The organism is Brevibacterium sp. 'Marine' (genome assembly GCF_012844365.1).
Classification (GTDB): Bacteria; Actinomycetota; Actinomycetes; order Actinomycetales; family Brevibacteriaceae; genus Brevibacterium.
Genome location: NZ_CP051626.1, coordinates 2,601,093 through 2,622,630, shown reverse-complemented (window position 1 = coordinate 2,622,630; position 21,538 = coordinate 2,601,093). Strand labels below are relative to the sequence as shown.

Here is a 21,538-nt window from a genome sequence, read left to right as displayed (position 1 = left end):
GATGGGCGCCTTCGCCGTCATCCCGGCAGCTCCTGTGCTGCTCGAGAACATCGACCGCAGCGAAACCACTCGTATGGTCGAACTGCGGACCGCGCTCCACAACACCGTGAGGTCGCAGTCCGACTGGGCGCTGCCCATCGAGACCCTGCCGCCCGTGGCCGGGCTCGGCGGTTGGGGGATCGACCGTGGAGTCGATACTCGCACAGGTCGGTTTCTGGCCGGAGCCGACTGGGTCGACACCGTTGACGCCCTGACGGGGGAAGAACGCAGACTCGCCGAGGCGGCCGACCCGGCCATCATCGTCGCGATCCTTCACGCTCACGCCGCCGGCGTCGGCACCGGCCCACTCGGATCGAGCGAGAATCTTCTGCTGCCCATCGACCTGTCGGGAGCCGCAGCTGAGGACGCACCCCTGGCCCCGATCGACGGCGCCGCAGACTTCGATGACGCAGTCGTGGAGACACTCACCTCCGGGCCCACGCTCGACACCGCAAGACTGGTCGAACTCAGTGAGCGCGCGGAGACCATGGCCGCGAATCTCAGCGTGCTTGCCGCAGGAATCCGCCACGTCGTCGACCACGGTGCTCGGGTGTCGACGCTGGAACCGGTTGTCGACGAACCCGTTCACGACGTGCGGACACTCTGCGGCACCGGAATCTGGGCATGATCGCCGATGGCTGAGGATAACGCGCCGATCATCACCGTCGTCGGAGCCACCGCCACCGGGAAATCGGACCTTGCGCTGGATCTGGCCGGCCGCCTCGGCGGGGAGATCATCAACACGGATTCGATGCAGTTCTACCGAGGGATGGACGTCGGCACAGCGAAGCTGCCGGTCGATGAGCGGCGGGGGATTGCGCACCATCTCATCGACATCCTCGACATCACCGAAGAGGCGAACGTCCAGGACTTTCAGACGCGTGCGCGGGCGGCGATCGCGGACATCCGGGGGCGCGGACTGCGCCCGATCCTCGTCGGCGGGTCCGGGCTCTACGTGCGTGCTGCGGTCGACCATATGGAGTTCCCGGGCACCGACCCTCAGCTGCGGGCCCGCCTTGAGGCCGAGGTCGCCGTCGACCGGTGGGCGCTGCATCAGAAGCTGCGCGAACTCGACCCGAAAGCGGCCGAGAAGATCACCGTCAACGACCAACGACGCATTGCGCGAGCCCTCGAAGTCATCGAACTCACGGGGCGTCCGTTCAGCGCTCAGCTGCCGGACTACCAGGAGATCGAACCGACCCTGCACCTGGGTTTGAACATGGACCGAGCCGTGCTTCACGAGCGCATCGCCACTCGCGTCGACCTCATGTGGGATCACGGGTGGGTCGACGAAGTGATTCGGCTCCTCGACGCCGGACTGGCCGAAGGCAAGACGGCGTCGCGCGCCATCGGGTACGCACAGATCCAACGCCACCTGTCCGGAGAGCTCACCGCCGCCGCGGCGAAGGACGAGACGACGATCCGCACCCGGCAGTTCGCACGTCGACAGGACACCTGGTTCCGTCGTGATCCGCGCATCCACTGGATCGACGGCAGCGCCGCCGACGCCGAGCAGAACCTGGCGGCCGCCCTCGACGTCCTGGGCGGGCACTGACGACATAGCGGCCGAGCTCGATGTGGCGGCCGCGCTCGACGTGCTGAACGGGCACTGAAGACCTGAGCCGACCGTCCCCGATAGGATGGAGTCATGAGCACTCCGGATACCCCGTTCGCCGCCTGGTCCGATGTCACCTTCGTCAAGGGGCACGGCACCCAGAACGACTTCGTTCTGCTCTCCGACGACGACAGCAGGCTGGAGATGCATCCGGAAGCCGTCGCCACACTCGCCGACCGGCGGGCCGGACTCGGCGCCGACGGCATCATCCGCATCGTCCGCTCCGCCGCCAGCGGCATCCCGGGGGCCGCCGAACAGGCTGACGCCGGTGCCGAATGGTTCATGGACTACTACAACAGCGACGGCAGCCTCTCCGAGATGTGCGGCAACGGCGTTCGCGTCTTCGCCCACGCGCTCGTGGCCAGCGGCCGCGTCTCCGCCGAGGCCCGCGACATCCTCGTCGGCACCCGCGACGGAATCAAGACCGTGCGCACCACCCTCAACCCGGCTCTCGGCGTCCAGACCGGAGACGATGTCGTCGACACCGGCACGCCCGGGCCCGGATCTGCCAGCGACGCCTGGTACACGATCGACATGGGGGAATGGTCACTCGACCCGTCAAGCAGCGTGCTCGTGACCACCGGAGGCATCGAGGTCGCCCGACCCGGATTGCGCGTGTCCACCGGCAATCCGCACACCGTCGTCGCTCTGGCCGAGAATTCCGAACTCGCCGCCGCCGACCTGCGTGATGCCCCCGTCCTCGACCCCGTGCCCGCACAGGGCTCGAATGTCGAATACATCGTCATGGAACCGGCCCGATCCGATGTGGCCGGGGGAGAAGGCGCCCTGCGCATGCGCGTGTTCGAACGCGGCGTCGGCGAGACCCGCTCCTGCGGAACCGGAGCCTGCGCGGCAGCGATCGCAGCCCACCACTGGGCCGGCGAGCAGTCACCTCTGCAGTGGAGAGTCGACGTGCCCGGCGGTCAGCTGCGCATCGAAATCGAACCCGATGCCGAAGGAACGAGCGGGCGCGTCAGCCTCGCCGGACCCGCGGTCCTCGTCGCCAGCGGCACGATCAGCTGAGCTCAGCCGCGCTCGACCGTGAGCACGCGGAAGCCCTTCGACGATCCCGTGCGCACGACCTCGAAGCTGTCACCGAGCATCCCGGCGATCCACTTCTGCAGGGAATCGGCACCGAGGTTCTTCGACACGACGAGATCGGCGCGACCGCCCGGCGCCAGACGCGGCAGCCAGGTCTCCAAGAGCTCATGCAGCGCCTCCTTGCCGATGCGGATCGGGGGATTCGACCGGATCGCGGCGAACTGCAGGTCGGCGGGAACATCGGCGGCGGTGACGGTGTTGATCGAATCGAGACCCAGCCTGCGCGCATTCGCCGCGGTGGTCTCCAGGGACCGGGAGTTGACGTCGAGTGCCCACACTCGCACATCCACCTCGGCGTCCTGGGCATCCAAGGCCGTGTGCAGGGCGATCGGCCCCCACCCGCAGCCGAGGTCGAGGATATCGCCGGCCGGCGGCTGCGGCAGATGCCGCAGCAGCACAGCCGTGCCGAGGTCGAGGCGGGTGGGTGAGAACGTGCCGGATACGGTTTCGACGGTGACGGCGCGGCCGGCCAGATCGAGGTTGAGTTCCCGCGACTTGGCCTCGCTGCTCGGCGATTCGGTGAAATAGTGCTCTGACACCGTTTCAGTGTAGACGGCTGTGGGAGAATTGATGGACACCACCGTCGGTGCGCACCGGTGCGAGACCGGTGCGAGGCATGACGACGTCGGCACGAGAAGTCCCGTGCGGACGGCAGAGAACAAAGGAATGAATGACGTCTGAAGACAAAGAGCGTCGCAATGCGATGCTCGACCGTGTGCTCTCCCGAGGCGCCCAAGCCCTCGACGATCACGACACCACCCCCGAGGACGACCAGTTCGACCTCGCCGAGCGCGCCGCGCTCACCCGCGTGGCCGGGCTGTCCACCGAACTCGAAGACATCACCGAGGTCGAATACCGTCAGGTCCGCCTCGAACGCGTCGTCCTCGCCGGGATCTGGAACACCACCCAGGCCGAAGCCGAGAACTCGATCCGCGAACTTGCCGCGCTGGCCGAAACCGCCGGTTCCGACGTCCTCGACGCGCTCATCCAGCGCCGCGACAAGCCGGATCCCGGCACCTTCCTCGGCAAGGGCAAGGCCGCCGAGCTCGCCGAGGTCGTCGCCTCCGTCGGCGCCGACACCGTGATCATCGACTCCGAACTCGCTCCCAGCCAGCGGCGTGGACTCGAGGACGTCATCAAGGTCAAGGTCGTCGACCGCGTCGCGCTCATCCTCGACATCTTCGCCCAGCATGCGAAATCCCGCGAAGGCAAGGCCCAGGTCGAACTCGCCCAACTCGAATACCTCCTGCCGCGTCTGCGCGGTTGGGGTGAGTCGCTGTCCCGGCAGGCCGGCGGTCGTGTCGCCGGCGGTGCCGGAATCGGCTCTCGCGGGCCCGGTGAGACGAAGATCGAACTCGACCGTCGCCGCATCCGTGCGCGCATGTCGAAGCTACGCCGGGAGATCAACGCGATGGCGCCGTCTCGAGAGACGAAGCGGAAGAACCGCGCCCGCCACCATGTGCCGTCCGTCGCGATCGTCGGGTACACGAACGCGGGCAAGTCCTCCCTGCTCAACCTGCTCACCGACGCCGAGGTGATGGTGCAGAACGCCTTGTTCGCCACCCTCGATCCGACCGTCCGGCAGGCCAAGACTGCCGACGGCATCGTCTTCACCTACACCGACACCGTGGGGTTCGTCCGCAACCTGCCCCACCAGCTGGTCGAAGCCTTCCGTTCGACCCTGGAGGAGGCCGCCGGTTCGGATCTGCTCCTCCACGTCGTCGATGCCTCCCACCCGGATCCGCACGGTCAGATCCAGGCCGTGCGCAATGTGCTGGGGGACGTGGAGACCGGGGACATCCCCGAACTCCTCGTGTTCAACAAGGCCGATATCGCCGAGGAGGCTGTGATCACCGGCCTGCGCGCGGAGTACCCCGACGCCCAGTTCGTCTCCGCCGTCTCGAAGGAAGGGATCGACGACCTCATCGAGGCCATCGAGAACCGCCTTCCCGTCCCGGATATCGACATGACCGTGCTCATTCCCTATGAACGCGGTGACCTCGTGTCGAAGATCTACGCCCTCGGCACGGTCGAACACGAATCGCACGGCACGGAGGGCACCAGCCTGCAGGCGAAGGTGCCGACCGAACTCGTCGACGAACTGCGCGAATTCCAACGTCCGGACCTGGTCATCGACGAGTGAAAGCAGTCGAGAACCTCCTCGAATCCGCTGTCGGCGCCATCGGCGGATCGCCACGCGAGGGTCAGCAGGAGATGGCGCAGGCGGTCGCCTCGTCGCTGGACAAGGGAATCCATCTGCTCGTGCAGGCGGGAACGGGCACCGGCAAATCGCTGGCGTACCTCGTCCCGGCGGCCGAATACGTCACCCGCACCGGCGGGAAGGTCGTCGTGTCCACTGCGACCCTGGCCCTGCAGACTCAGATCATCCACCGCGACCTGCCCCGGCTGTTCAAGGCCGTGAAGAAGGACCTCGACCCGCTGCCCCGAGCGGCACTGCTCAAGGGGCGGCGGAACTATGTGTGCAAGCACAAGCTCGCCGGCGGATACCCCGACGAGGGTGAGGGCATGCTCTTCGACCTCGGGGCCGACGCCGAGGCGGGACGCAAACCCACCGAACGTTCGGGTCTGGGGGAGGAGATCCAGCGGATCCGCACCTGGGAGAAGACCACCGACACCGGCGACCGTGACGACCTCCTGCCCGGTGTCAGCGATCGCGCCTGGTCACAGGTGTCCGTCAACGCCTTCGACTGCCTCGGATCGAACTGCCCGCTGTTCACCGAATGCTTCGCCGAAATCGCCCGGAACAAAGCCGCCGAAGCCGATATCGTCGTGACGAACCATGCCCTGTTGGCCATCGACGCCTTCGGGGAATCGAACGTGCTGCCCGAACACGATGTCATCATCATCGACGAGGCCCACGAGCTCAAGGACCGGGTGACCAGCGCCCTGTCCGGGCAGATCAACACGAGCATGCTCTCGGCGGCGACGAGCTCCGTGCGCAAACACACCACGGTCCAGGACGGGGTCGTCTCGCTGCTCGATTCCGCCGCGGCGGCACTCGAACGCGCCCAGACCTCGGTGCCCGAGGGACTCATCCTGCATATGAGCGAGGCGCTCGGACTGGCCCTGGCGCAGATCCGCGACTCCGCCCGCCAGATCATCAACGACATCGGCGGCAAGACCGACGACGCCGATGCCGGACGGCAGATGGCCAAGGCTCGCTGTCAGGAGATCTTCGAACTCGCCGAACGCTTCTGCGACCCGGGCAAGAACGACGTCATCTGGCTCTCCCGGTCGACGTTCAGAGAGAAGGAGACGACGAACCTGGTCGTCGCACCCTTGAGCGTGGCCGGCACCATGCGCAATGGGATCTTCGAGGAATCGACGGTCGTGGCCACCTCGGCGACCCTGTCCCTGGGCGGGAACTTCGACGCGGTGGCCGCTTCGTTGGGACTCTTCGGACCCGACGCCCCGAAATGGGACAGCCTCGATGTCGGATCACCCTTCGACTACGGCAAGCAGGGCATCCTCTATGTCGCCTCCCATCTGCCCAAACCCGGCCGCAGCGGGCTGAGCGAGGAAGCGCTGACCGAGCTCGCAGAACTCGTCGAGTCGTCGAACGGCGGTGCCTTGGGGCTGTTCTCCTCGCGGGCGGCGGCCAATGCGGCAGCCGAACACCTGCGGACGAAGTTCGACTTCCCGATCCTGCTCCAAGGCGACGACGGACTGCCCGCGCTGGTCTCACAGTTCACGGCCGATGATCAGACCTGCCTGTTCGGGACGATGTCCCTGTGGCAGGGAGTCGACGTGCCGGGACGGACGAACCGCCTGGTGATCATCGATCGTCTGCCGTTCCCACGTCCGGACGACCCGCTCATGCAGGCACGGGCACGCGATGCCGACCAGCGTGGAGTCAACGGCTTCATGGCGGTGTCGGCCACGCACGCCGCCCTGCGGCTGGCTCAGGGGGCCGGTCGCCTCATCCGCTCGACCGGTGACAGGGGAGTGGTGGCCGTGCTCGACTCGCGGCTGCGCTCGGCCCGGTATGCCGGGTTCCTCGTCAATTCGATGCCGAGGATGTGGCCGACGACGAACTCCGGCCTCGTCCGCACAAGCCTGGCCAGACTGGCCGAAGCTGACGAGAAGTGAGGCAGACGGTGCTGAGCTCCGCCGGATGACGCAGAAGCGCCCGCGACCAACCGTGGTCGCGGGCGCTTCTCAGTTCGAAGGCGGGGCGGAGGATCAGAGGCGGCGGATGACCGCGACGACGAGGCCCATGATCTGTGCGTAGGTGCCGTCGATGGGTTCGTAGTTCTCGTTCTGCGGCATCAGCCACTGCTGACCGGCCTTGCGCTTGAGCGTCTTCACCGTGGCCTCGCCGTCGAGGAGGGCTGCGACGATCTGACCGTTGTCGGCGGTGTGCTGCTTGCGCACGACCACCCAGTCGTCGTGGCAGATGGCGGCTTCGATCATCGAATCGCCGACGACCTTGAGCAGGAACATCTCTCCGGAGCCGACGACCTGCGTCGGCAGGGAGAAGACATCGTCGACCTCCTGCTCGGCCAGGATCGGGCCGCCGGCGGCGATGCGTCCGACGACCGGGACCTGCACGGTGTTGTTGGCCAGCTCCTCGTACTTCGCGCGCTCGGCCTCTTCCTCTTCGAACGGATTGACCACTTCGATGGCACGCGGGCGCTTCGGGTCGCGGCGGACATAGCCGAGGCGTTCGAGCTGGGAGAGCTGGTGGGCGACGCTGGAGAGGGACGCCAGTCCGGCGGCTTTGCCGATCTCGCGCATGCTCGGCGGGTAGCCGTTGGCTACGACGGCGCGTTCGATGGTCTCGAGGACGAGACGCTGGCGGGGAGTCAGGCGGAAGTCGCCCTCACCGGATGACCCCTCAGGGATCTGGACCACGTCGTCATCGCTGCGAGCGGCTGCGATCTCGGTGGCAACATCTTCGTTGCGAGGCCTGCCTCTGCCTCGTTTGTTCTGAACCACTGCTCGTTCCCCTTCGTTCTATTCCCTGCCGCTGAACGCCGTGATCTCCGCTTCGAAGATTCTCGTGTCAGTGCCGACTGAGATGGTTCTGACAGATCAATCAACAACGCTGGTTCCCTCTCATTGTCGCATAGATGTTCGAGTTGGACTGGACATTTGTTCGATTGGCATGTTGAATAGAACAGACGTTCTACCGATTACTGGTGGAATCGTACGAATGAAAGAGGTAATGCGATGTCTGCACAGAACACCGAGCTGCGCCTGACCACTCGTGGACGCCAGGCTGTGCGCCTTCTCCGGACCCTGCTCGTCGCTCTCGTCGTCATCGGCGGAGCGGTCCTCCTCGCCACCCAGTCGTTCTCGGCCGCTGCCGTCGCCGAATCGGAGACGGAGAGCATCGGCATCGACGCCGAGGCGGTCGTCGTCGGTGAAGGCGAATCGCTGTGGACCGTAGCGACGAGTCTCGGCATCGACCGCGACACCCGTGATGTCGTGGCCGACATCGTCGAGATCAACCACCTGGACACCCCGACCGTTCACCCCGGCCAGACCCTCGACGTCCCCGTCCGCTGAGGTCGAGGCCGGCTCGGCCGGCAGGGCGCCGGCCACGGGCCGACCCGTCCGATCGGGTGAGCCGACCGGCGCACCTCGATGCCCGACCCGCCGCCCGGGCGGCGGGGGCCTCTCGGTAGAATGGTCGCCGTGGGAAACATCGAATCTCTGCCAGTGCGCTCCGACCTCGTCGGCCAAAAGCCCTACGGGGCTCCGCACCTCAATGTGCCGGTCCAGCTCAACGTCAACGAGAACGCCTATCCGCTGCCGGACGTCGTTATCGACAGCATGCGTTCCGCCATCGACGACCATTTCGCGGGACTCAACCGTTATCCCGATCGCGAATTCACCGCACTGCGCGAACATCTCGTCACCTATTTGGACGGTGTGAACGAACGTGCGGGGGACACCGTCGACCTCGACCCCTCCATGATCTGGGCCGCCAACGGTTCGAATGAAGTGCTCAGCCATATCGTCCAGGCCTTCGGCGGACCGGGCCGCACGGTCCTCGGGTTCACCCCCTCCTATTCGATGCACCCGCTCATCACTACGGGCACGGGTGCCGAATGGCAGCACGTCGAACGCAAGGACTATTTCACTCTCGATGCCGAGACGGTCGCCGCCGAGGTGGCGCGGGCGAATCCGGACATCGTCTTCCTGTGCACTCCGAACAATCCGACCGGCACCTCGATCGGCCTCGACGTCATCGAAGCCGCCTACGACAATTGCGCAGGGATAGTCATCGTCGATGAGGCGTACGCGGAATTCTCCCGCCCCGCCAAGTCCTCGGCGATGACTCTGCTTGACGGCCGGCCCCGCCTCGTCGTCTCCCGCACCATGAGCAAGGCCTTCGCCTGTGCCGGACTGCGTTTGGGCTACGCCATCGCCGCCCCCGAGCTCATCGATGTCCTCCGCCTCGTCCGCCTGCCGTACCACCTGTCCGAGGTCACTCAGGTGCTCGCCTGCACGGCACTCGAACACGCGGAGCTGCTGCTGGGCAACGTCGACCGACTCATCGACTCGCGCAACCGCATGTCGAGCCACCTCGCCGAGGCGGGCTTCACCGTCCACGACAGCGATTCGAACTTCGTCCTCTTCGGCAACATCGCCTCACCGGCCGAGCTGTGGCAGAAGCTCCTCGACCGCGGAATCCTCATCCGCGATATCGGCATCACCGGCCACGCCCGCGTCAACGCCGGCACCGAGGACGAGACCGAAGCGTTTCTGACCGCCATCGACGAGATCCTCGCCGACGACCCTGACCTCCTCGCGGACCGTCCGCAGTCTCCGACCCCGTCATCAGCCGCCCCGACGAAAGGCACTCCATGAGGCAGGCCCAGAACTCACGCACCACCTCCGAGTCAACGGTGTCCGTGTCCGTCAACCTCGACGGCACCGGCACCTCGAACATCTCGACTTCCGTGCCGTTCTTCGACCATATGCTCACCGCCCTGTCGAAGCACTCGATGATCGACCTCGACATCACCGCCACCGGCGATACGCACATCGACGTCCACCACACCGTCGAGGACACCTCGATCGTCCTCGGCCAGACCATTCGCGAAGCACTCGGCGACAAGGTCGGCATCCGCCGCTACGGCTTCGCCGCCGTACCGCTGGACGAAGCACTGGCCCAGTGCGTCGTCGACGTCTCCGGTCGACCCTACTTCGTCCACGAAGGTGAACCCGAAGGCCAGCAGTACCACCTCATCGGCGGTCACTTCACCGGTTCGATGACCTCCCACTCACTGGAATCCATCGCCTTCAACGGCGGACTGACCGTCCACCTCGACCTGGTTCGCGGCCGCGACCCGCACCACATCGTCGAAGCCGAATTCAAGGCCTTCGCCCGCGCGCTGCGGCAGGCCGTCGAGACCGACCCACGGAGCAACTCCGTTCCCAGCACCAAGGGAGTCCTGTGAGCACGACCGTCATCGTGACCCCATTCGGGGTCGCCCAGCAGCTGGCCGCCGCCTGCGTGCTGTCGAACATCTCCGGCACCATCGTGCCGATCGGCGAGTTCAGCGGCATCGTCCTCGCCGACACCGATGTCAATGCCGGCAACGAGGCGGCCGCGGCGATCTCGAAGCTCGCCGGCAAACATGAGGTCCTCCTCCTCGTGCGCAGCGAAGAGCAGATCGACGCCGGCCACTTCCGCCACGGCGCCCGAGAATCCGATGTGCCGGCCGGACTGGCACTGAAGAACCTCCCCGATGTCCTCGAAGGGCTGCTGCTCGAAACCGTTGCCGCAGACGACGTCGAAGGCAGCATCAGAACCGATTCGATGACGAAGCTGCAGGCCAGTGCGGCCACGATGAGTCCGGGCCGGGCGGCCATGGCGCGCACGGCGCTGCTGTGGATCATCGCTGCCGTCCTCGCCGGACTCGTCACCGCCTTCGGCATTGCGTTGGCACTGGGCGGGAACACCATCGCCTGGGTCGTCGCCGCGCTCAGCGTCATCGTCCTCGGGTTCTCCCTATGGAGGATCTGGTCGGTGCTGAGCAAGGGGGCGAAGCGATGACGACGGTCGCCGTCCTCGACTACGGAGCCGGCAATGTCCGCTCCGCCGTGCGTGCGGTCGCCGCGGCCGGTGCCGAGGTCACGCTCACGGCCGATCACGATGTCATCAACGACTCCGACGGACTGCTGGTCCCCGGCGTCGGCGCGTTTTCGGCAGTCATGGCCGGACTGGAGAACGTCGGGGGAGTCGACCTCATCCGGGACCGCCACGAACAGGGGCGACCGCTGCTCGGCATCTGCGTCGGCCTCCAGGTGTTCTTCGCCCGCGGCGTCGAACACGGAGTCAGGACCGAGGGCATCGGTCTGTGGCCCGGTGCCGTCACAGGGCTCGAAGCACCGGTCATCCCGCATATGGGATGGTCGAAGGTCAACGCTCCCGCAGACTCGGCCATGTTCGCCGGCATCGGAGACGAACGCTTCTACTTCGTCCACTCCTACGCCGCGACCGAGCCCCCGGCGAACGCGACGGTGACGACCGCCCGCCACGGCAACGACTTCATCGCCGCTGTCGAAGACGGAACCACCTGGGCAGCACAGTTCCATCCCGAGAAATCCGCCGAGGCGGGCGCCAGGCTGCTGCGAAACTGGCTCGCCTCGTTCGCCGCCGACAGCAGCACCGGTGGTGGTTCCGGCAGCACCAGCGATTCCGGCAGCACCAGCGATTCCGGCAGCAACCCCACAGACCCACTCAGCTCCTGACCGAGCACACCGACTATGGTTGCCTCAAACCCCGTGGCACCCTGGCAGAAAGGTCACAATGACAGACAGTTCGAACAAGCTGGTCCTCCTCCCCGCCGTCGACGTCGCCGACGGCAAGGCCGTCCGCCTCGTCCAGGGCGAAGCCGGAACCGAAACCGACTACGGCTCACCCATCGACGCCGCCCAGGACTTCGAGAGCCGTGGCGCCGAATGGATCCACCTCGTCGACCTCGACGCCGCCTTCGGACGCGGATCGAACTCGGATCTGCTCAACCAGGTCGTCAAGGCTGTGGGGATCAAGGTCGAACTCTCCGGTGGAATCCGTGACACCGAAAGCCTCGAACGCGCACTCGACACCGGAGCCGAGCGCGTCAACATCGGCACTGCCGCCCTGGAGAACCCCGACTGGACCGCGGAGATGATCTCGCGCTTCGGCGATCAGGTCGCCATCGGCCTCGACGTGCGCGGAACCACCTTGGCCGCCCGCGGCTGGACGAAGGACGGCGGAGACCTCTACGAAGTCCTGAACACCCTCGAAGCCGCCGGCTGCTCCCGCTACGTCGTCACCGATGTGCGCAAGGACGGCACCCTGAAGGGTCCCAATGTCGACCTGCTCAAGGACCTGGCGCAGAAGACGGACTCTCCGATCGTCGCCTCCGGCGGAGTCTCGAGCCTCGATGACCTGCGTGCCCTCCGCGAACTCGTGCCCTTCGGCGTCGACTCCGCGATCGTGGGCAAGGCACTCTACGCCGGCAAGTTCACCCTGGAAGAAGCCCTCGAGGTCGCAGGACGGTGAGCCGGTGAGCACGCACTCGCACGAGCCGCGCCAGCCGGACGAGCCGGGCCACTCGCCCGAGCCGCACGAGCCCCGGTCCGCCGCATCTGCCGACCAGGCAGGCGACGCCCACGCCCCGACGGATTCCGCCGGTCAGGCGTGGGCGGGCCGGGACCTCAAACCCAACCCGTTCTCCGGTGACACCGGGCTGGCGGATGCGGCCCTGCTGGAGGCCCTGACCCAGGTCGCTCAGGCCCCCCTGGATCCCGCCGCACACCAGCAGGTCGTCCGGGCTCTGTCCGGGGCCAGGCTCTACGCCCCGATCGTGCCGATGGCTCTCGACCAGGAGATCGGGGAGAACGGGCTGATGGCCGACAACTCCTCGGAGATGGCGATGGTCCGTCTGCAGGCCGAGGACGGACGCGAGTGCACCCCGGGATTCTCCGGAATCCCACCTCTGACCGCGTGGCATTCGGGCGCCCGTCCCGTGCCGATCGAGTCCGAACGGCTCGTCCTCGGGGCGATCGAGGCCGAATCCCAGCTCGTCGTCCTCGACCCCGGGGCCGAGTCCTCATTCCTGCTGCGCCGTCCGGCGATGTTCGCGTTCGTGCAGTCCCAGCCCTGGACTCCGTCCTGGGCCGACGCCGAGGTGGCCGGGCGTCTGCGTACCATCGCCGAGTCCTTTCCCTGGTTGGCTCGGATCGGTGTGAGCCCCGGCAGCAACAGCGTTCACCTCGGTGGGCCGGAGCTCGGCATCACGCTCGGCGTCGAGTCCGAGGTGGCCCCTGTTGAAGTGCGCCGGTTCCAGGAGGCCGTCGCCGGTGACGAGGACCTCGTCGCGAAGATCGATTCCCTGGCCATCCGCGTCGTCGAAGTCTGACTGTTTCGGGCGTGTCAGATCGGCAGGGCACCTATGCTTATGACCCATGAGCGAAATCCGTGACCTCAGCCACTCGACCGCGCCGGACGACAGCTACCTCGACGAGATGGCCCGGCAGACCCGGGCTCGGGCCGAGCAGGCCGCCGAGTGGACCTCCGACTTCACCGGCGCCTCGGAGACGAACCGGTCGGGCATCGCTGCGGGTCTGAACGCAGCCGAGGACGACCTCACGGACCTGCTCCACACCATCCACGGCCTCGCCGAGACCGCCTTCGAAGAATTCGATTCGGTCGCCGCGATCGCCTCGGTGCTGGACAATCACGGAGTCGACGTCGAGACCGGCCTCTACGGTGTGACGACGACCCTGCGCGCCACGACCGGTTCGGGTGACGGGCGCACGATCGCGATCCTCGCCGAATACGACGCCCTGCCCGAGATAGGCCACGCCTGCGGGCACAACATCATCGCCACCGCCGGAGTCGGTGCCTTCCTCGCCCTCCACGCCCTGTACGAGAAAGACCCTGCAGCCGTGCCGGGCACCGTCGTGCTGCTGGGCACTCCGGCCGAGGAAGGCCATTCGGGCAAGGAGGTCATGGCCCGGGCCGGTGCCTTCGACGGCATCGACGCTGCCATCATGGTCCACGGCTACGGATACGACTGCGCCGACCAGGTGTGGCTGGGACGTCGCCTGCTCAAGGTCACGTACTCAGGGGTGGCCGCCCACGCCTCGGCGCAGCCCTTCATGGGGCGCAACGCCCTCGACGCGGCGAACCTCTTCTACCAGGGGCTCGGTCTGCTGCGGCAGCAGATGCCGCCGATCTCCCGCCTGCACGCGGTCATCACTGACGGCGGAACGAGACCGTCGATCATCACCGAATCCGCGACCGTGCAGTGCTACGTCCGCTCGAAGTTCCCCGAAACGCTCAAAGAGCTCTCCGACCGGGTCGAGGACGCGGCGAAAGGTGCCGCACTCATGACCGGAACCGGCGTCAGGGTCGACTGGGACGACCACCCGCCCTCGCTGCCCGTGCGCACGAACCAGGCGCTGACCGCCCGTTGGGCCGAACACGAACAGACCCGCGGGCGCCAGCCGCTGCCCGCCGGCGTCCTCGACGAATCGATTGCCGCGTCCACGGACTTCGGCAACGTCTCCTACAGGATTCCCGGCATCCATCCGCTGATCAAGACCGCCGACGCCGAGGTGGCCCTGCACACCCGTGAATTCGCCGAGGCAGCGCAGACCCCGGCCGCCGAATCCGCGGCACTCGACGGGGCCTACGGACTTGCGTGCACCGCCCTGGACTTCCTCGCCGACGATGCCCTCGCCGCCGAGGTGACCGCAGAGTTCGACCGTGAGGGCGGAGCGATCGATGTCGAACACTTCTTCGACTGAACTCGCCGCGTCACCGCGCGCAGCACACCATCGAGCCCTTTCGATCGATAAGAAGGACTGATCATGTCAACGACGACAAACGGCAGAGTCGGCTTCGGCCAGAGAACGCTCGACTGGATCGAACGCATCGGCAACAAGCTGCCCGAACCGTTCACCCTGTTCCTCGGGCTGTTCATCCTCACCGGGCTCGTCTCCACCGCCATGGCCCTGGCCGGAGTCTCCGTGTCCATCCCCGGCACCGAGGACACCGTGGCGATCAAGGGCCTGTTCACCGGTGAGGGTCTGGCATGGCTGACGACGACGATGGGGGAGAACTACATCGGGTTCCCGCCGCTGGCGACCGTGCTGCCGATCCTTCTGGCCGTCGGCGTCGCCGAGAAGTCGGGGATGCTGGCCGCCGCCGTGCGCATCGCGTTCGGCAAGAGCCCGAAGTGGCTGCTGCCCTATGTCGTCGGTTTCGTCGGCGTCGTCGGCTCGATCATGGCCGATTCCGCGTTCGTCATCATCCCGCCCCTGGCCGCGCTCGTGTTCAAGGCCGCGGGACGGCACCCGATGGCCGGCCTTATCGGCGGGTTCGCCGCCACCGGAGCCGGCTATTCGACGTCGATCGTGCCCACCAGCCTCGACGCACTGTTCGCGGGCATCACCACCTCGGTGATGGATACGCTGCCGAACACCGACTACACCGCGGTCAACCCGGTGTCGAACTACTACTTCAACATCGCCTCGTCGATCGTGCTGGCAATCATCGCCGGCTTCATCATCGACCGGCTCATCGAACCGAACATGGTGCGCAAGGGCGTGCCGCGTGAGTATGCGAGCGCCTCGGGGAGCGGCTTGGCGCGGGAATACCGGGCGCCCGACAGCCCCTACGGGGACACCTCGGCGACATCAGAGGATCAGTCCTCGGGCGATTCCCATGAGTCCGAGACCACCGAGATCAAAGCGGAACTCGAGCCGGAGGAGAAGAAGGGGCTGATCTGGGCGGTCGTCGCGGCGCTCGTCCTCACCGCGGTGTTCCTTGTCGCATTCCTCCTCCCGGCCTCGCCGTGGCGCAATGAGGACGGCGGATTCCTCCCGAAGTCACCGCTGCTGTCGTCGATCGTCTTCATCGTCTTCGCCTACTTCATGCTCATGGGCGTCGTCTACGGCTTCGTCGTGCGCACCGTGCGTTCGATGAACGACCTGGTGAGGATGATGAGCCAGTCGATCATCGACATGATGTCTTTCCTCATCCTCGCGTTCATCCTCGGCCAGTTCATCGCCCTGTTCAATTGGACGGGCATCGGTTCGTGGATCGCCGTCGCCGGAGCCTCGGGGCTCGAGGCGATCGGCCTGACCGGGCTCGCGGCAGTCATCGGGTTCATGCTCCTGGCCAGTGTGCTCAACCTGTTCATCGTCTCCGGGTCGTCGATGTGGACGCTCATGGCTGCGGTGTTCGTCCCGCTCTTCGCCCTGCTCGGCTACGAACCGGCGTTCATCCAGGCGGGATTCCGCGTCGGCGACTCGGCCACCCAGGTCATCACCCCGCTCAACCCGTACATGATCGTCCTCCTCGGCCTCGTCCGCCGCTACGAACCCAATGCCGGACTGGGCACGGTGATCTCACGGATGTTCCCGTTCGTCATCCCGTTCTGGCTGGCCTGGGCCGTGCTGCTGACGATCTGGTTCGTCTTCGACCTGCCGCTGGGTCCGGGCAACGGGATCCGGCTGTGAGTTTCGGTTGCCCATGGTGAGTCGAATCAGCGATCTTATCGTCAAAACCCCGGACCCGGCTCGGTTGAGCCGATTCTGGTGCGCAGCTCTGGGGTATGAGGTGACGGCCACAGACGAAACCGGAGTCGCGATCTCCGGAGCGTCGAATGCACCGACGATTCTTTTCGAACGATCGAGCGATTCGTTTGGGGACAACAATCTGCATCTCGACCTTTGTCCGACTGACCGCAGCCAGGCGGACGAGCTCGAAAGACTTATGGCTTTGGGTGCGACGAAGACTGATGTCGTGCCACAAGGAAGCTGGCAGGTCCTCGCGGATCCGGACGGCAACAAGTTCTGTCTTATGGCGAAGCGCATCCCAGCGGAGCCGGACGACTTTCACCATTGAGGAAGAGTCCTAACTGTGGGTGAAACCGAAGTCGAATACACGATACTGAGATCAGCCAGCGAGATGCCGTTGCCCGCGGAAGTTCGTGACCTTTATGCCGCCGCTGCTGCGAAGCCGCCATTGAATGAAACATCACAGACAGCGCAAGTGTTCGCAGCTCTCTTTGCCAACGCGCTGGACCGCAATGATGTCGTAGCCGTTTCAGCGCGACGTCACGATCAGCTTGTCGCCTTCGCTTACGGCCACCCGTGGAGATGGAAAGAACAGCACGACGAATGGGGAGAAGACCTCAGGGTCCGTCTCGGCCAACAGGCGTCTGCCATCGACGACTCCTTCGCCCTCTTCCTTCTCGCGTGTGACCCATCTGTACAGCGACGCGGTCTCGGTCGGAAGCTTCTCCTGAAATGGCTCGGCGCGATTGAGCAAGTGTCGGTATGGCTTCAGACGACTGACATCGATACTCCAGCGCAACGGCTATATCGCTCTGTCGGCTTCGAGGCGATCGGGAATGGTCCGAAAGCCCCGAACAAACTGCCGAGCTTAGTCATGCTGAAGCCACTATCATCGAGTACCCGGTGAAGTCTTCGGCTCAGCCACTGACGTTCAAAAGGTGTTTGACCTGGCTTCAAGAACGCCGTCTGACGCTGGAGATCACAGACCTTGCTGGGGCAGATGGACTGATTCGCCGCGAGACAATGGCCCGAGCATCTGCCGCACGCCCTCCCGCCAGTCGGTTGTGCCGACCTTCTCTGCCAACTCGCTGGAGGAGATGACACAGGGTTCGTACCAGATCGGGGCCAGAGCGTTGAGCTCGTAGAAGGAACGTTCGAACACTCCTGCCGCACGGGTCGCCCAGCGCGGCACCGTGGTCGGGCGCTTGTGCTTCTGCCCGAGGGCATCCGCGGTGAAATCGGCGATCTCGGCCAGAGTCGGGTTCGACGCCGGGGCGATCCGCAGCTGATGCGTCCCCGCGGGGACGTCATTCAGATCCTCTGCCGCTTGGATCATGGCGGCCGCGTAATCGGCGATGACGGTGATGCCATGCGGCACGTCCGTGCGTGCGGGCACATAGACCCGGCGACCCTGACCGATCGGGTCCGTGATGCACATGCGCACCACTGACGACCACTTCTCTGCAGTTCTGCCGAGCAGGTCCCCGGCGATGACGCTTGCACAGGTCGCCGGATGGGTTTCCCGTGCTTCGATCAACCGCTGCCGAATCCGTCCCTTGTCGTCGACCGGGGCAAAAGGGGAGTCTTCGGTGATTGGGGAGTCGAGGCCGGCGAAGGCATAGACCGACTCCGGGAAGACCACAGGAATGTCGAGTTCGGCCGCAGTGTCGAGGACCGCCGCATCGAGCCGGGGGAGGATCTGCTCCCACTTCCGACTGTCATAGGGCGCATGCGCGCAGGCGAAGATCACATCGACACCGGCGGCGGCCTTGGCCAACTGTGTGCGGTCACTGGCATCGGCCCTGATATGGGTGGGGGTGCCGGATGAGTTGCTGCCGGAGCGGGTGGCGATGCGGACGGTGACTCCGACGTCCGTGAGTCGGGCGGCGATCTCTGAACCGATCTGTCCGTTTCCGATGATGAGTGCTGTTCTCATAGCGAGTCCTTCCGATGATGTTCTCATGATTGAGAGAGCGGTGCTCTCGGAATTCAGCGTAGGCCGCATGCGTCGACAATTCAAGAGCAGTGCTCACTATTGTTATCTTTGCTCTCGGATCGTAGGGTGAGGTCATGACAGAGACGACTCCACGACAGCGAGCCCGAATCGAGACGGAAGCCCAGATCACCGCGATCGGCAACCGGATGGTCGACGACGACGGAGTCGACGGGCTGTCGCTGCGCGCGATCGCGCGAGAGCTCGGGGTCGTCTCCAGCGCGGTCTACCGCTATGTGAAGAGCCGGGATGAGCTGCTGACCATTCTCATCCGCGATGCCTTCACGCAGATCGCCGATGCCGTCGATGACGCGCTGGCGGGGGAGCGGAGCGTGAAGGCCCTCGCGCTGACCATGCTCGAATGGTCGCGCGCGCACCCGAATCGGTGGGCGCTCATCTACGGCACCCCGATCGCTGACTACAAGGCTCCGCGAGAGGAGACCGTGGTGCCGGGGACGCGCATCATGGTCGCGCTCGCGGAGCTGGTGGCGGAGGATGGTCGAGTGTCGGAACGGGCATCCGCGCCCCAGTCGGGCAAGGCCGGTTCGGTGACTCAGGGTCCTGAGAGTGCACTTGCGCCGCTGCGTGCGGGCCTCGAGGAGCTCGGCCTCGACTACTCGGACGGGACGATCATGAGAACCGTGACCATCTGGGTCGCTGTCATCGGTCTGATCAACGGTCTTCGGTTCGGCCAATTCGGTCCGGGGTTCGACGAAATCGAAGGTGAACTCATGCGCGGAGTCATCGGCAACCTCGGTGAATGAACCGCGGGACGGGGTGGGAATCGGCGGCCGATCGATGTATGAGGGTGCAACTGAATGGTTGCACTTTGGCGGGGTGCGAGATAGAGTCATCGCCAACGGGGCCCAGTGCCGATCTCACCGACGAGAGGAACCATCGTGACCGAGGACGACGTACCCATCACTGCGGATGATGTGCCTGACGAGATCGTCCGCAGCATCCACATCGACGCTGACGCGCGAACTGTGTGGGACATCATCAGCGAACCCGGCTGGTTCATCAATGACGGCAACTACACCGAGCATGACATCAGTTCTGAGGGCGGTGTCTCTCGGGTGGTTGACCCGAACGTCGGCGAATTCGCCATCGGCACGGAGGAGCTCGACCCGCCTCGTCGTGCCGTATTCCGCTGGCTCGGCGGGACACCCGGACCGTTGGAGGACTTTCCCAACAACACGATCGTTTTCACCATCGAGCCAGAGGGGCAGGGCGTCCTGCTCACCGTCCGTGAGAGTGGGTTCGCCCGGCTCAGCGACGATGCCGCCGAGCGACGCCGGCGATTTGAGGAGAATGCCGAAGGCTGGGTCGAAGAGCTCGCGGTGGCGAGGGGACTCGCCGTGTCGGCGAGATGAATTCTGCAGACGATTCCGTTCAGCACAGATTGCTGTCGGACGAGGCGGATCTCGTCTTCAAGGCGCTGGCCGACCACACGAGACGCCGCATCCTGGTACGGCTGTCCCAGTCGCCCGATGACGCCGGCGCCGTGGCACGTGATCTCGGGCTGAGCCGACAGGCCGTGTCCAAGCAGCTGCGGATTCTCGAGAGCGGAGGAATTGTGAGTTCGGCGACCCGATCATCCCGACGCGTGCACTCGGTGAGTCCGTCGCAGATCCGCGAAGTATCCGATCTGCTCGGTGTCGTCGCCCAAGGATGGGATCGTCGCCTCCGCGGCATCAAGGCGCAGGCGGAGCGAATAGATGAGGATCCCTGATCCGTCAACAATGCTTCGTCTTCGGAGTCACCTCGTAGCCGAGACGCTGCACCGGAGATTCGGCGGACTCGGTGGGCCATCCTCCCCGGCGATCGGCTGGGCCACAGACGAAGGCGGCCCCCGACGAATGGTCGGGGGCCGCCTCGGTGATGGATGTGTCAGCGGACGGGGCCGGTGAACTTCTCTCCGGGGCCTTCGCCGGGGGCGTCGGGAATCTCCGAGGCCTCGCGGAATGCCAGCTGCAGGCTGCGGAGTCCATCGCGCAGCGGGCGGGCGTGGTGGTCGCCGATCACGGTGGCGGCACCGGTGACGAAGCCGGCCAGCGCGGTGATCAGCTTGCGGGCCTCATCGAGGTCCTGGAGGTCGGCGCCGTGGCCTTCGGCGGTGTCCTCGGCCAGGCCGCACTTGACGGCGGCGGCGGACATGAGGTGGACGGCACTGGAGGTGATGACCTCGACAGCGGGGACCTCGGCGATGTCGCGCGTAACGTCGGCGATCGCCTCGGCGGGAACAGATTCTTCAGAACTCATGCCATAAGCTTGACATATAAATCAACGCGGCGATCACACCAGGGCCTCGATGTGCGAAGAGTCATGAAGCGTAGTACACTGGTAGCTGGTGCGAAGCGGAGTCTGTCTCCCACCTTGATCGCGAAGAGCGATCGGGTCCAAAGATCTGTCCTTCGGGCATTGTCCGAAAGGCTGCAGATCGAGGTGTATTCACTGAACGTACGTCTACCGTACTGCTCGTGTGTGCAGGCTCCCTTGGCATGTGTCAACGGGAGCCTTTTTCGTTGCCACGACCACATTTGAGCAAAAAGGAGTGAACACATCAGCGAGACGCGCATCAATGACCGGATTCGGGTTCCCGAGGTCCGGTTGGTCGGACCCAATGGTGAACAGGTCGGTATCGTTGCCATTCGCAAGGCACTCGATCTCGCCGCTGAGGCAGGTCTCGACCTCGTCGAGGTAGCCCCACAGGCGAAGCCACCCGTAGCCAAGCTCATGGACTACGGAAAATTCAAATATGAATCTGCCCAGAAGGCCAGAGAAGCTCGGAAGAACCAGGCGAACACTGCGCTGAAGGAGATCCGCTTCCGTCTCAAGATCGACGAACACGATTACGAGACGAAGAAGGGCCACGTCACCCGCTTCCTCGAAGGCGGCGACAAGGTCAAGGTCATGATCATGTTCCGCGGACGTGAGCAGTCCCGCCCCGAGATGGGCATCAAGCTGCTCAACCGCTTGGCCGAAGATGTGTCCGACCTCGGCTCCGTTGAGTCCTCACCGCGAGTCGACGGACGCAACATGGTGATGGTCATCGCCCCGCACAAGTCAAAGTCTGACGCCAAGGCGGAGGCCCGGAAGGCATCGGCTGGTGCCAAGGGCAAGTCCGCTGAGGTGAAGTCCCGTCGCGATCGGGTCGCTGCCGAGAAGAACTCAGCTCGCCCGGACGCGTGAAAAATTAAGTACGTCGCGTTCCAGGCCCGTCCTGGACTGTGCGT

At 65.5% G+C, this 21,538-nt stretch carries 24 protein-coding genes; 20 read left to right on the top strand and 4 right to left on the bottom strand.

The genetic code is table 11. The features are described 5' to 3' along the window. Position 1: 1 nt before the first annotated feature. From HF684_RS11780 to dapF, 3 genes are all read left to right on the top strand, one after another. Positions 2-667, top strand: a complete 666-nt coding sequence (locus HF684_RS11780; protein ID WP_169252622.1) for a hypothetical protein — start codon at positions 2-4, stop codon at positions 665-667. 6 nt (positions 668-673) lie between these two features. After that, a complete protein-coding gene (gene miaA, locus HF684_RS11775; RefSeq protein WP_169252621.1) occupies positions 674-1,594 on the top strand; it encodes a tRNA (adenosine(37)-N6)-dimethylallyltransferase MiaA in 921 nt (306 codons plus the stop codon). Positions 1,595-1,687: 93 nt separating this feature from the next. Further along, positions 1,688-2,677: a diaminopimelate epimerase gene (dapF, locus tag HF684_RS11770; RefSeq protein ID WP_169252620.1), complete on the top strand. Its 990-nt coding sequence runs from the start codon at positions 1,688-1,690 to the stop codon at positions 2,675-2,677. 2 nt (positions 2,678-2,679) lie between these two features. Here dapF and HF684_RS11765 read toward each other — a convergent pair whose 3' ends face one another. Continuing rightward, a complete protein-coding gene (locus HF684_RS11765; RefSeq protein ID WP_169252619.1) occupies positions 2,680-3,294 on the bottom strand; it encodes a methyltransferase in 615 nt (204 codons plus the stop codon). 131 nt (positions 3,295-3,425) lie between these two features. Here HF684_RS11765 and hflX point away from each other — a divergent pair, with 131 nt between their 5' ends. Then, positions 3,426-4,898, top strand: a complete 1,473-nt coding sequence (gene hflX / locus HF684_RS11760; protein ID WP_169252618.1) for a GTPase HflX — start codon at positions 3,426-3,428, stop codon at positions 4,896-4,898. Next, positions 4,895-6,865 carry an ATP-dependent DNA helicase gene (locus tag HF684_RS11755; RefSeq protein ID WP_169252617.1) on the top strand — a complete coding sequence of 657 codons (1,971 nt, stop codon included), beginning with the start codon at positions 4,895-4,897 and terminating at the stop codon, positions 6,863-6,865. The genes hflX and HF684_RS11755 overlap by 4 nt, the downstream gene beginning before the upstream one ends. A 93-nt stretch (positions 6,866-6,958) precedes the next feature. Here the strand turns inward: HF684_RS11755 and lexA are convergent, their stop codons facing one another. After that, complete coding sequence (lexA, locus tag HF684_RS11750; protein WP_025779759.1) at positions 6,959-7,714, bottom strand: transcriptional repressor LexA; 756 nt, start codon at positions 7,712-7,714, stop codon at positions 6,959-6,961. Between the two features lie 234 nt (positions 7,715-7,948). Here lexA and HF684_RS11745 point away from each other — a divergent pair, with 234 nt between their 5' ends. From HF684_RS11745 to HF684_RS11695, 11 genes are all read left to right on the top strand, one after another. Continuing rightward, on the top strand, positions 7,949-8,287 hold the full coding sequence (locus HF684_RS11745) for a LysM peptidoglycan-binding domain-containing protein (protein WP_025779760.1): 339 nt from the start codon (positions 7,949-7,951) through the stop codon (positions 8,285-8,287). Positions 8,288-8,416: 129 nt separating this feature from the next. Next, on the top strand, positions 8,417-9,595 hold the full coding sequence (locus HF684_RS11740; protein ID WP_248278911.1) for a histidinol-phosphate transaminase: 1,179 nt from the start codon (positions 8,417-8,419) through the stop codon (positions 9,593-9,595). Next, positions 9,592-10,188, top strand: a complete 597-nt coding sequence (gene hisB / locus HF684_RS11735) for an imidazoleglycerol-phosphate dehydratase HisB (protein WP_169252615.1) — start codon at positions 9,592-9,594, stop codon at positions 10,186-10,188. Before HF684_RS11740 ends, hisB begins: the two co-directional genes overlap by 4 nt. Then, the gene (locus HF684_RS11730) at positions 10,185-10,787 is read left to right on the top strand and encodes a hypothetical protein (protein ID WP_169252614.1); all 603 of its coding nucleotides are present in this window, start codon (positions 10,185-10,187) and stop codon (positions 10,785-10,787) included. The genes hisB and HF684_RS11730 overlap by 4 nt, the downstream gene beginning before the upstream one ends. Further along, the gene (gene hisH, locus HF684_RS11725) at positions 10,784-11,485 is read left to right on the top strand and encodes an imidazole glycerol phosphate synthase subunit HisH (protein WP_169252613.1); all 702 of its coding nucleotides are present in this window, start codon (positions 10,784-10,786) and stop codon (positions 11,483-11,485) included. Before HF684_RS11730 ends, hisH begins: the two co-directional genes overlap by 4 nt. Before the next feature lie 58 nt (positions 11,486-11,543). Beyond that, the gene (gene priA, locus HF684_RS11720; protein ID WP_169252612.1) at positions 11,544-12,281 is read left to right on the top strand and encodes a bifunctional 1-(5-phosphoribosyl)-5-((5-phosphoribosylamino)methylideneamino)imidazole-4-carboxamide isomerase/phosphoribosylanthranilate isomerase PriA; all 738 of its coding nucleotides are present in this window, start codon (positions 11,544-11,546) and stop codon (positions 12,279-12,281) included. Positions 12,282-12,285: 4 nt separating this feature from the next. Then, positions 12,286-13,140 carry an SseB family protein gene (locus tag HF684_RS11715; protein ID WP_248278910.1) on the top strand — a complete coding sequence of 285 codons (855 nt, stop codon included), beginning with the start codon at positions 12,286-12,288 and terminating at the stop codon, positions 13,138-13,140. A gap of 46 nt (positions 13,141-13,186) precedes the next feature. Then, positions 13,187-14,533 (top strand): M20 family metallopeptidase, encoded by a 1,347-nt coding sequence (locus HF684_RS11710; protein ID WP_169252610.1) that lies wholly within the window; start codon positions 13,187-13,189, stop codon positions 14,531-14,533. Positions 14,534-14,596: 63 nt separating this feature from the next. Further along, complete coding sequence (locus HF684_RS11705; RefSeq protein ID WP_169252609.1) at positions 14,597-16,249, top strand: AbgT family transporter; 1,653 nt, start codon at positions 14,597-14,599, stop codon at positions 16,247-16,249. Between the two features lie 13 nt (positions 16,250-16,262). Next, the gene (locus HF684_RS11700) at positions 16,263-16,637 is read left to right on the top strand and encodes a VOC family protein (RefSeq protein ID WP_169252608.1); all 375 of its coding nucleotides are present in this window, start codon (positions 16,263-16,265) and stop codon (positions 16,635-16,637) included. 15 nt (positions 16,638-16,652) lie between these two features. Continuing rightward, entirely contained in the window at positions 16,653-17,216 is a 564-nt protein-coding gene (locus tag HF684_RS11695) for a GNAT family N-acetyltransferase (RefSeq protein ID WP_169252607.1), read from the top strand. Between the two features lie 72 nt (positions 17,217-17,288). Here HF684_RS11695 and HF684_RS11690 read toward each other — a convergent pair whose 3' ends face one another. Continuing rightward, entirely contained in the window at positions 17,289-18,314 is a 1,026-nt protein-coding gene (locus HF684_RS11690; protein ID WP_348981377.1) for an NAD-dependent epimerase/dehydratase family protein, read from the bottom strand. 65 nt (positions 18,315-18,379) lie between these two features. Here HF684_RS11690 and HF684_RS11685 point away from each other — a divergent pair, with 65 nt between their 5' ends. The 3 genes from HF684_RS11685 to HF684_RS11675 all read left to right on the top strand — a co-directional run bounded on the left by HF684_RS11685 (position 18,380) and on the right by HF684_RS11675 (position 20,034). Next, a complete protein-coding gene (locus HF684_RS11685) occupies positions 18,380-19,066 on the top strand; it encodes a TetR/AcrR family transcriptional regulator (RefSeq protein WP_169252605.1) in 687 nt (228 codons plus the stop codon). Between the two features lie 135 nt (positions 19,067-19,201). Then, entirely contained in the window at positions 19,202-19,675 is a 474-nt protein-coding gene (locus tag HF684_RS11680) for an SRPBCC domain-containing protein (RefSeq protein WP_248278909.1), read from the top strand. Further along, the gene (locus tag HF684_RS11675) at positions 19,672-20,034 is read left to right on the top strand and encodes a metalloregulator ArsR/SmtB family transcription factor (protein ID WP_169252604.1); all 363 of its coding nucleotides are present in this window, start codon (positions 19,672-19,674) and stop codon (positions 20,032-20,034) included. The genes HF684_RS11680 and HF684_RS11675 overlap by 4 nt, the downstream gene beginning before the upstream one ends. A 158-nt stretch (positions 20,035-20,192) precedes the next feature. Here the strand turns inward: HF684_RS11675 and HF684_RS11670 are convergent, their stop codons facing one another. Continuing rightward, the gene (locus HF684_RS11670; RefSeq protein ID WP_025779781.1) at positions 20,193-20,564 is read right to left on the bottom strand and encodes a DUF1844 domain-containing protein; all 372 of its coding nucleotides are present in this window, start codon (positions 20,562-20,564) and stop codon (positions 20,193-20,195) included. Positions 20,565-20,864: 300 nt separating this feature from the next. Here HF684_RS11670 and infC point away from each other — a divergent pair, with 300 nt between their 5' ends. Next, entirely contained in the window at positions 20,865-21,494 is a 630-nt protein-coding gene (gene infC / locus HF684_RS11665) for a translation initiation factor IF-3 (protein ID WP_169253891.1), read from the top strand. Positions 21,495-21,538: the final 44 nt, after the last annotated feature.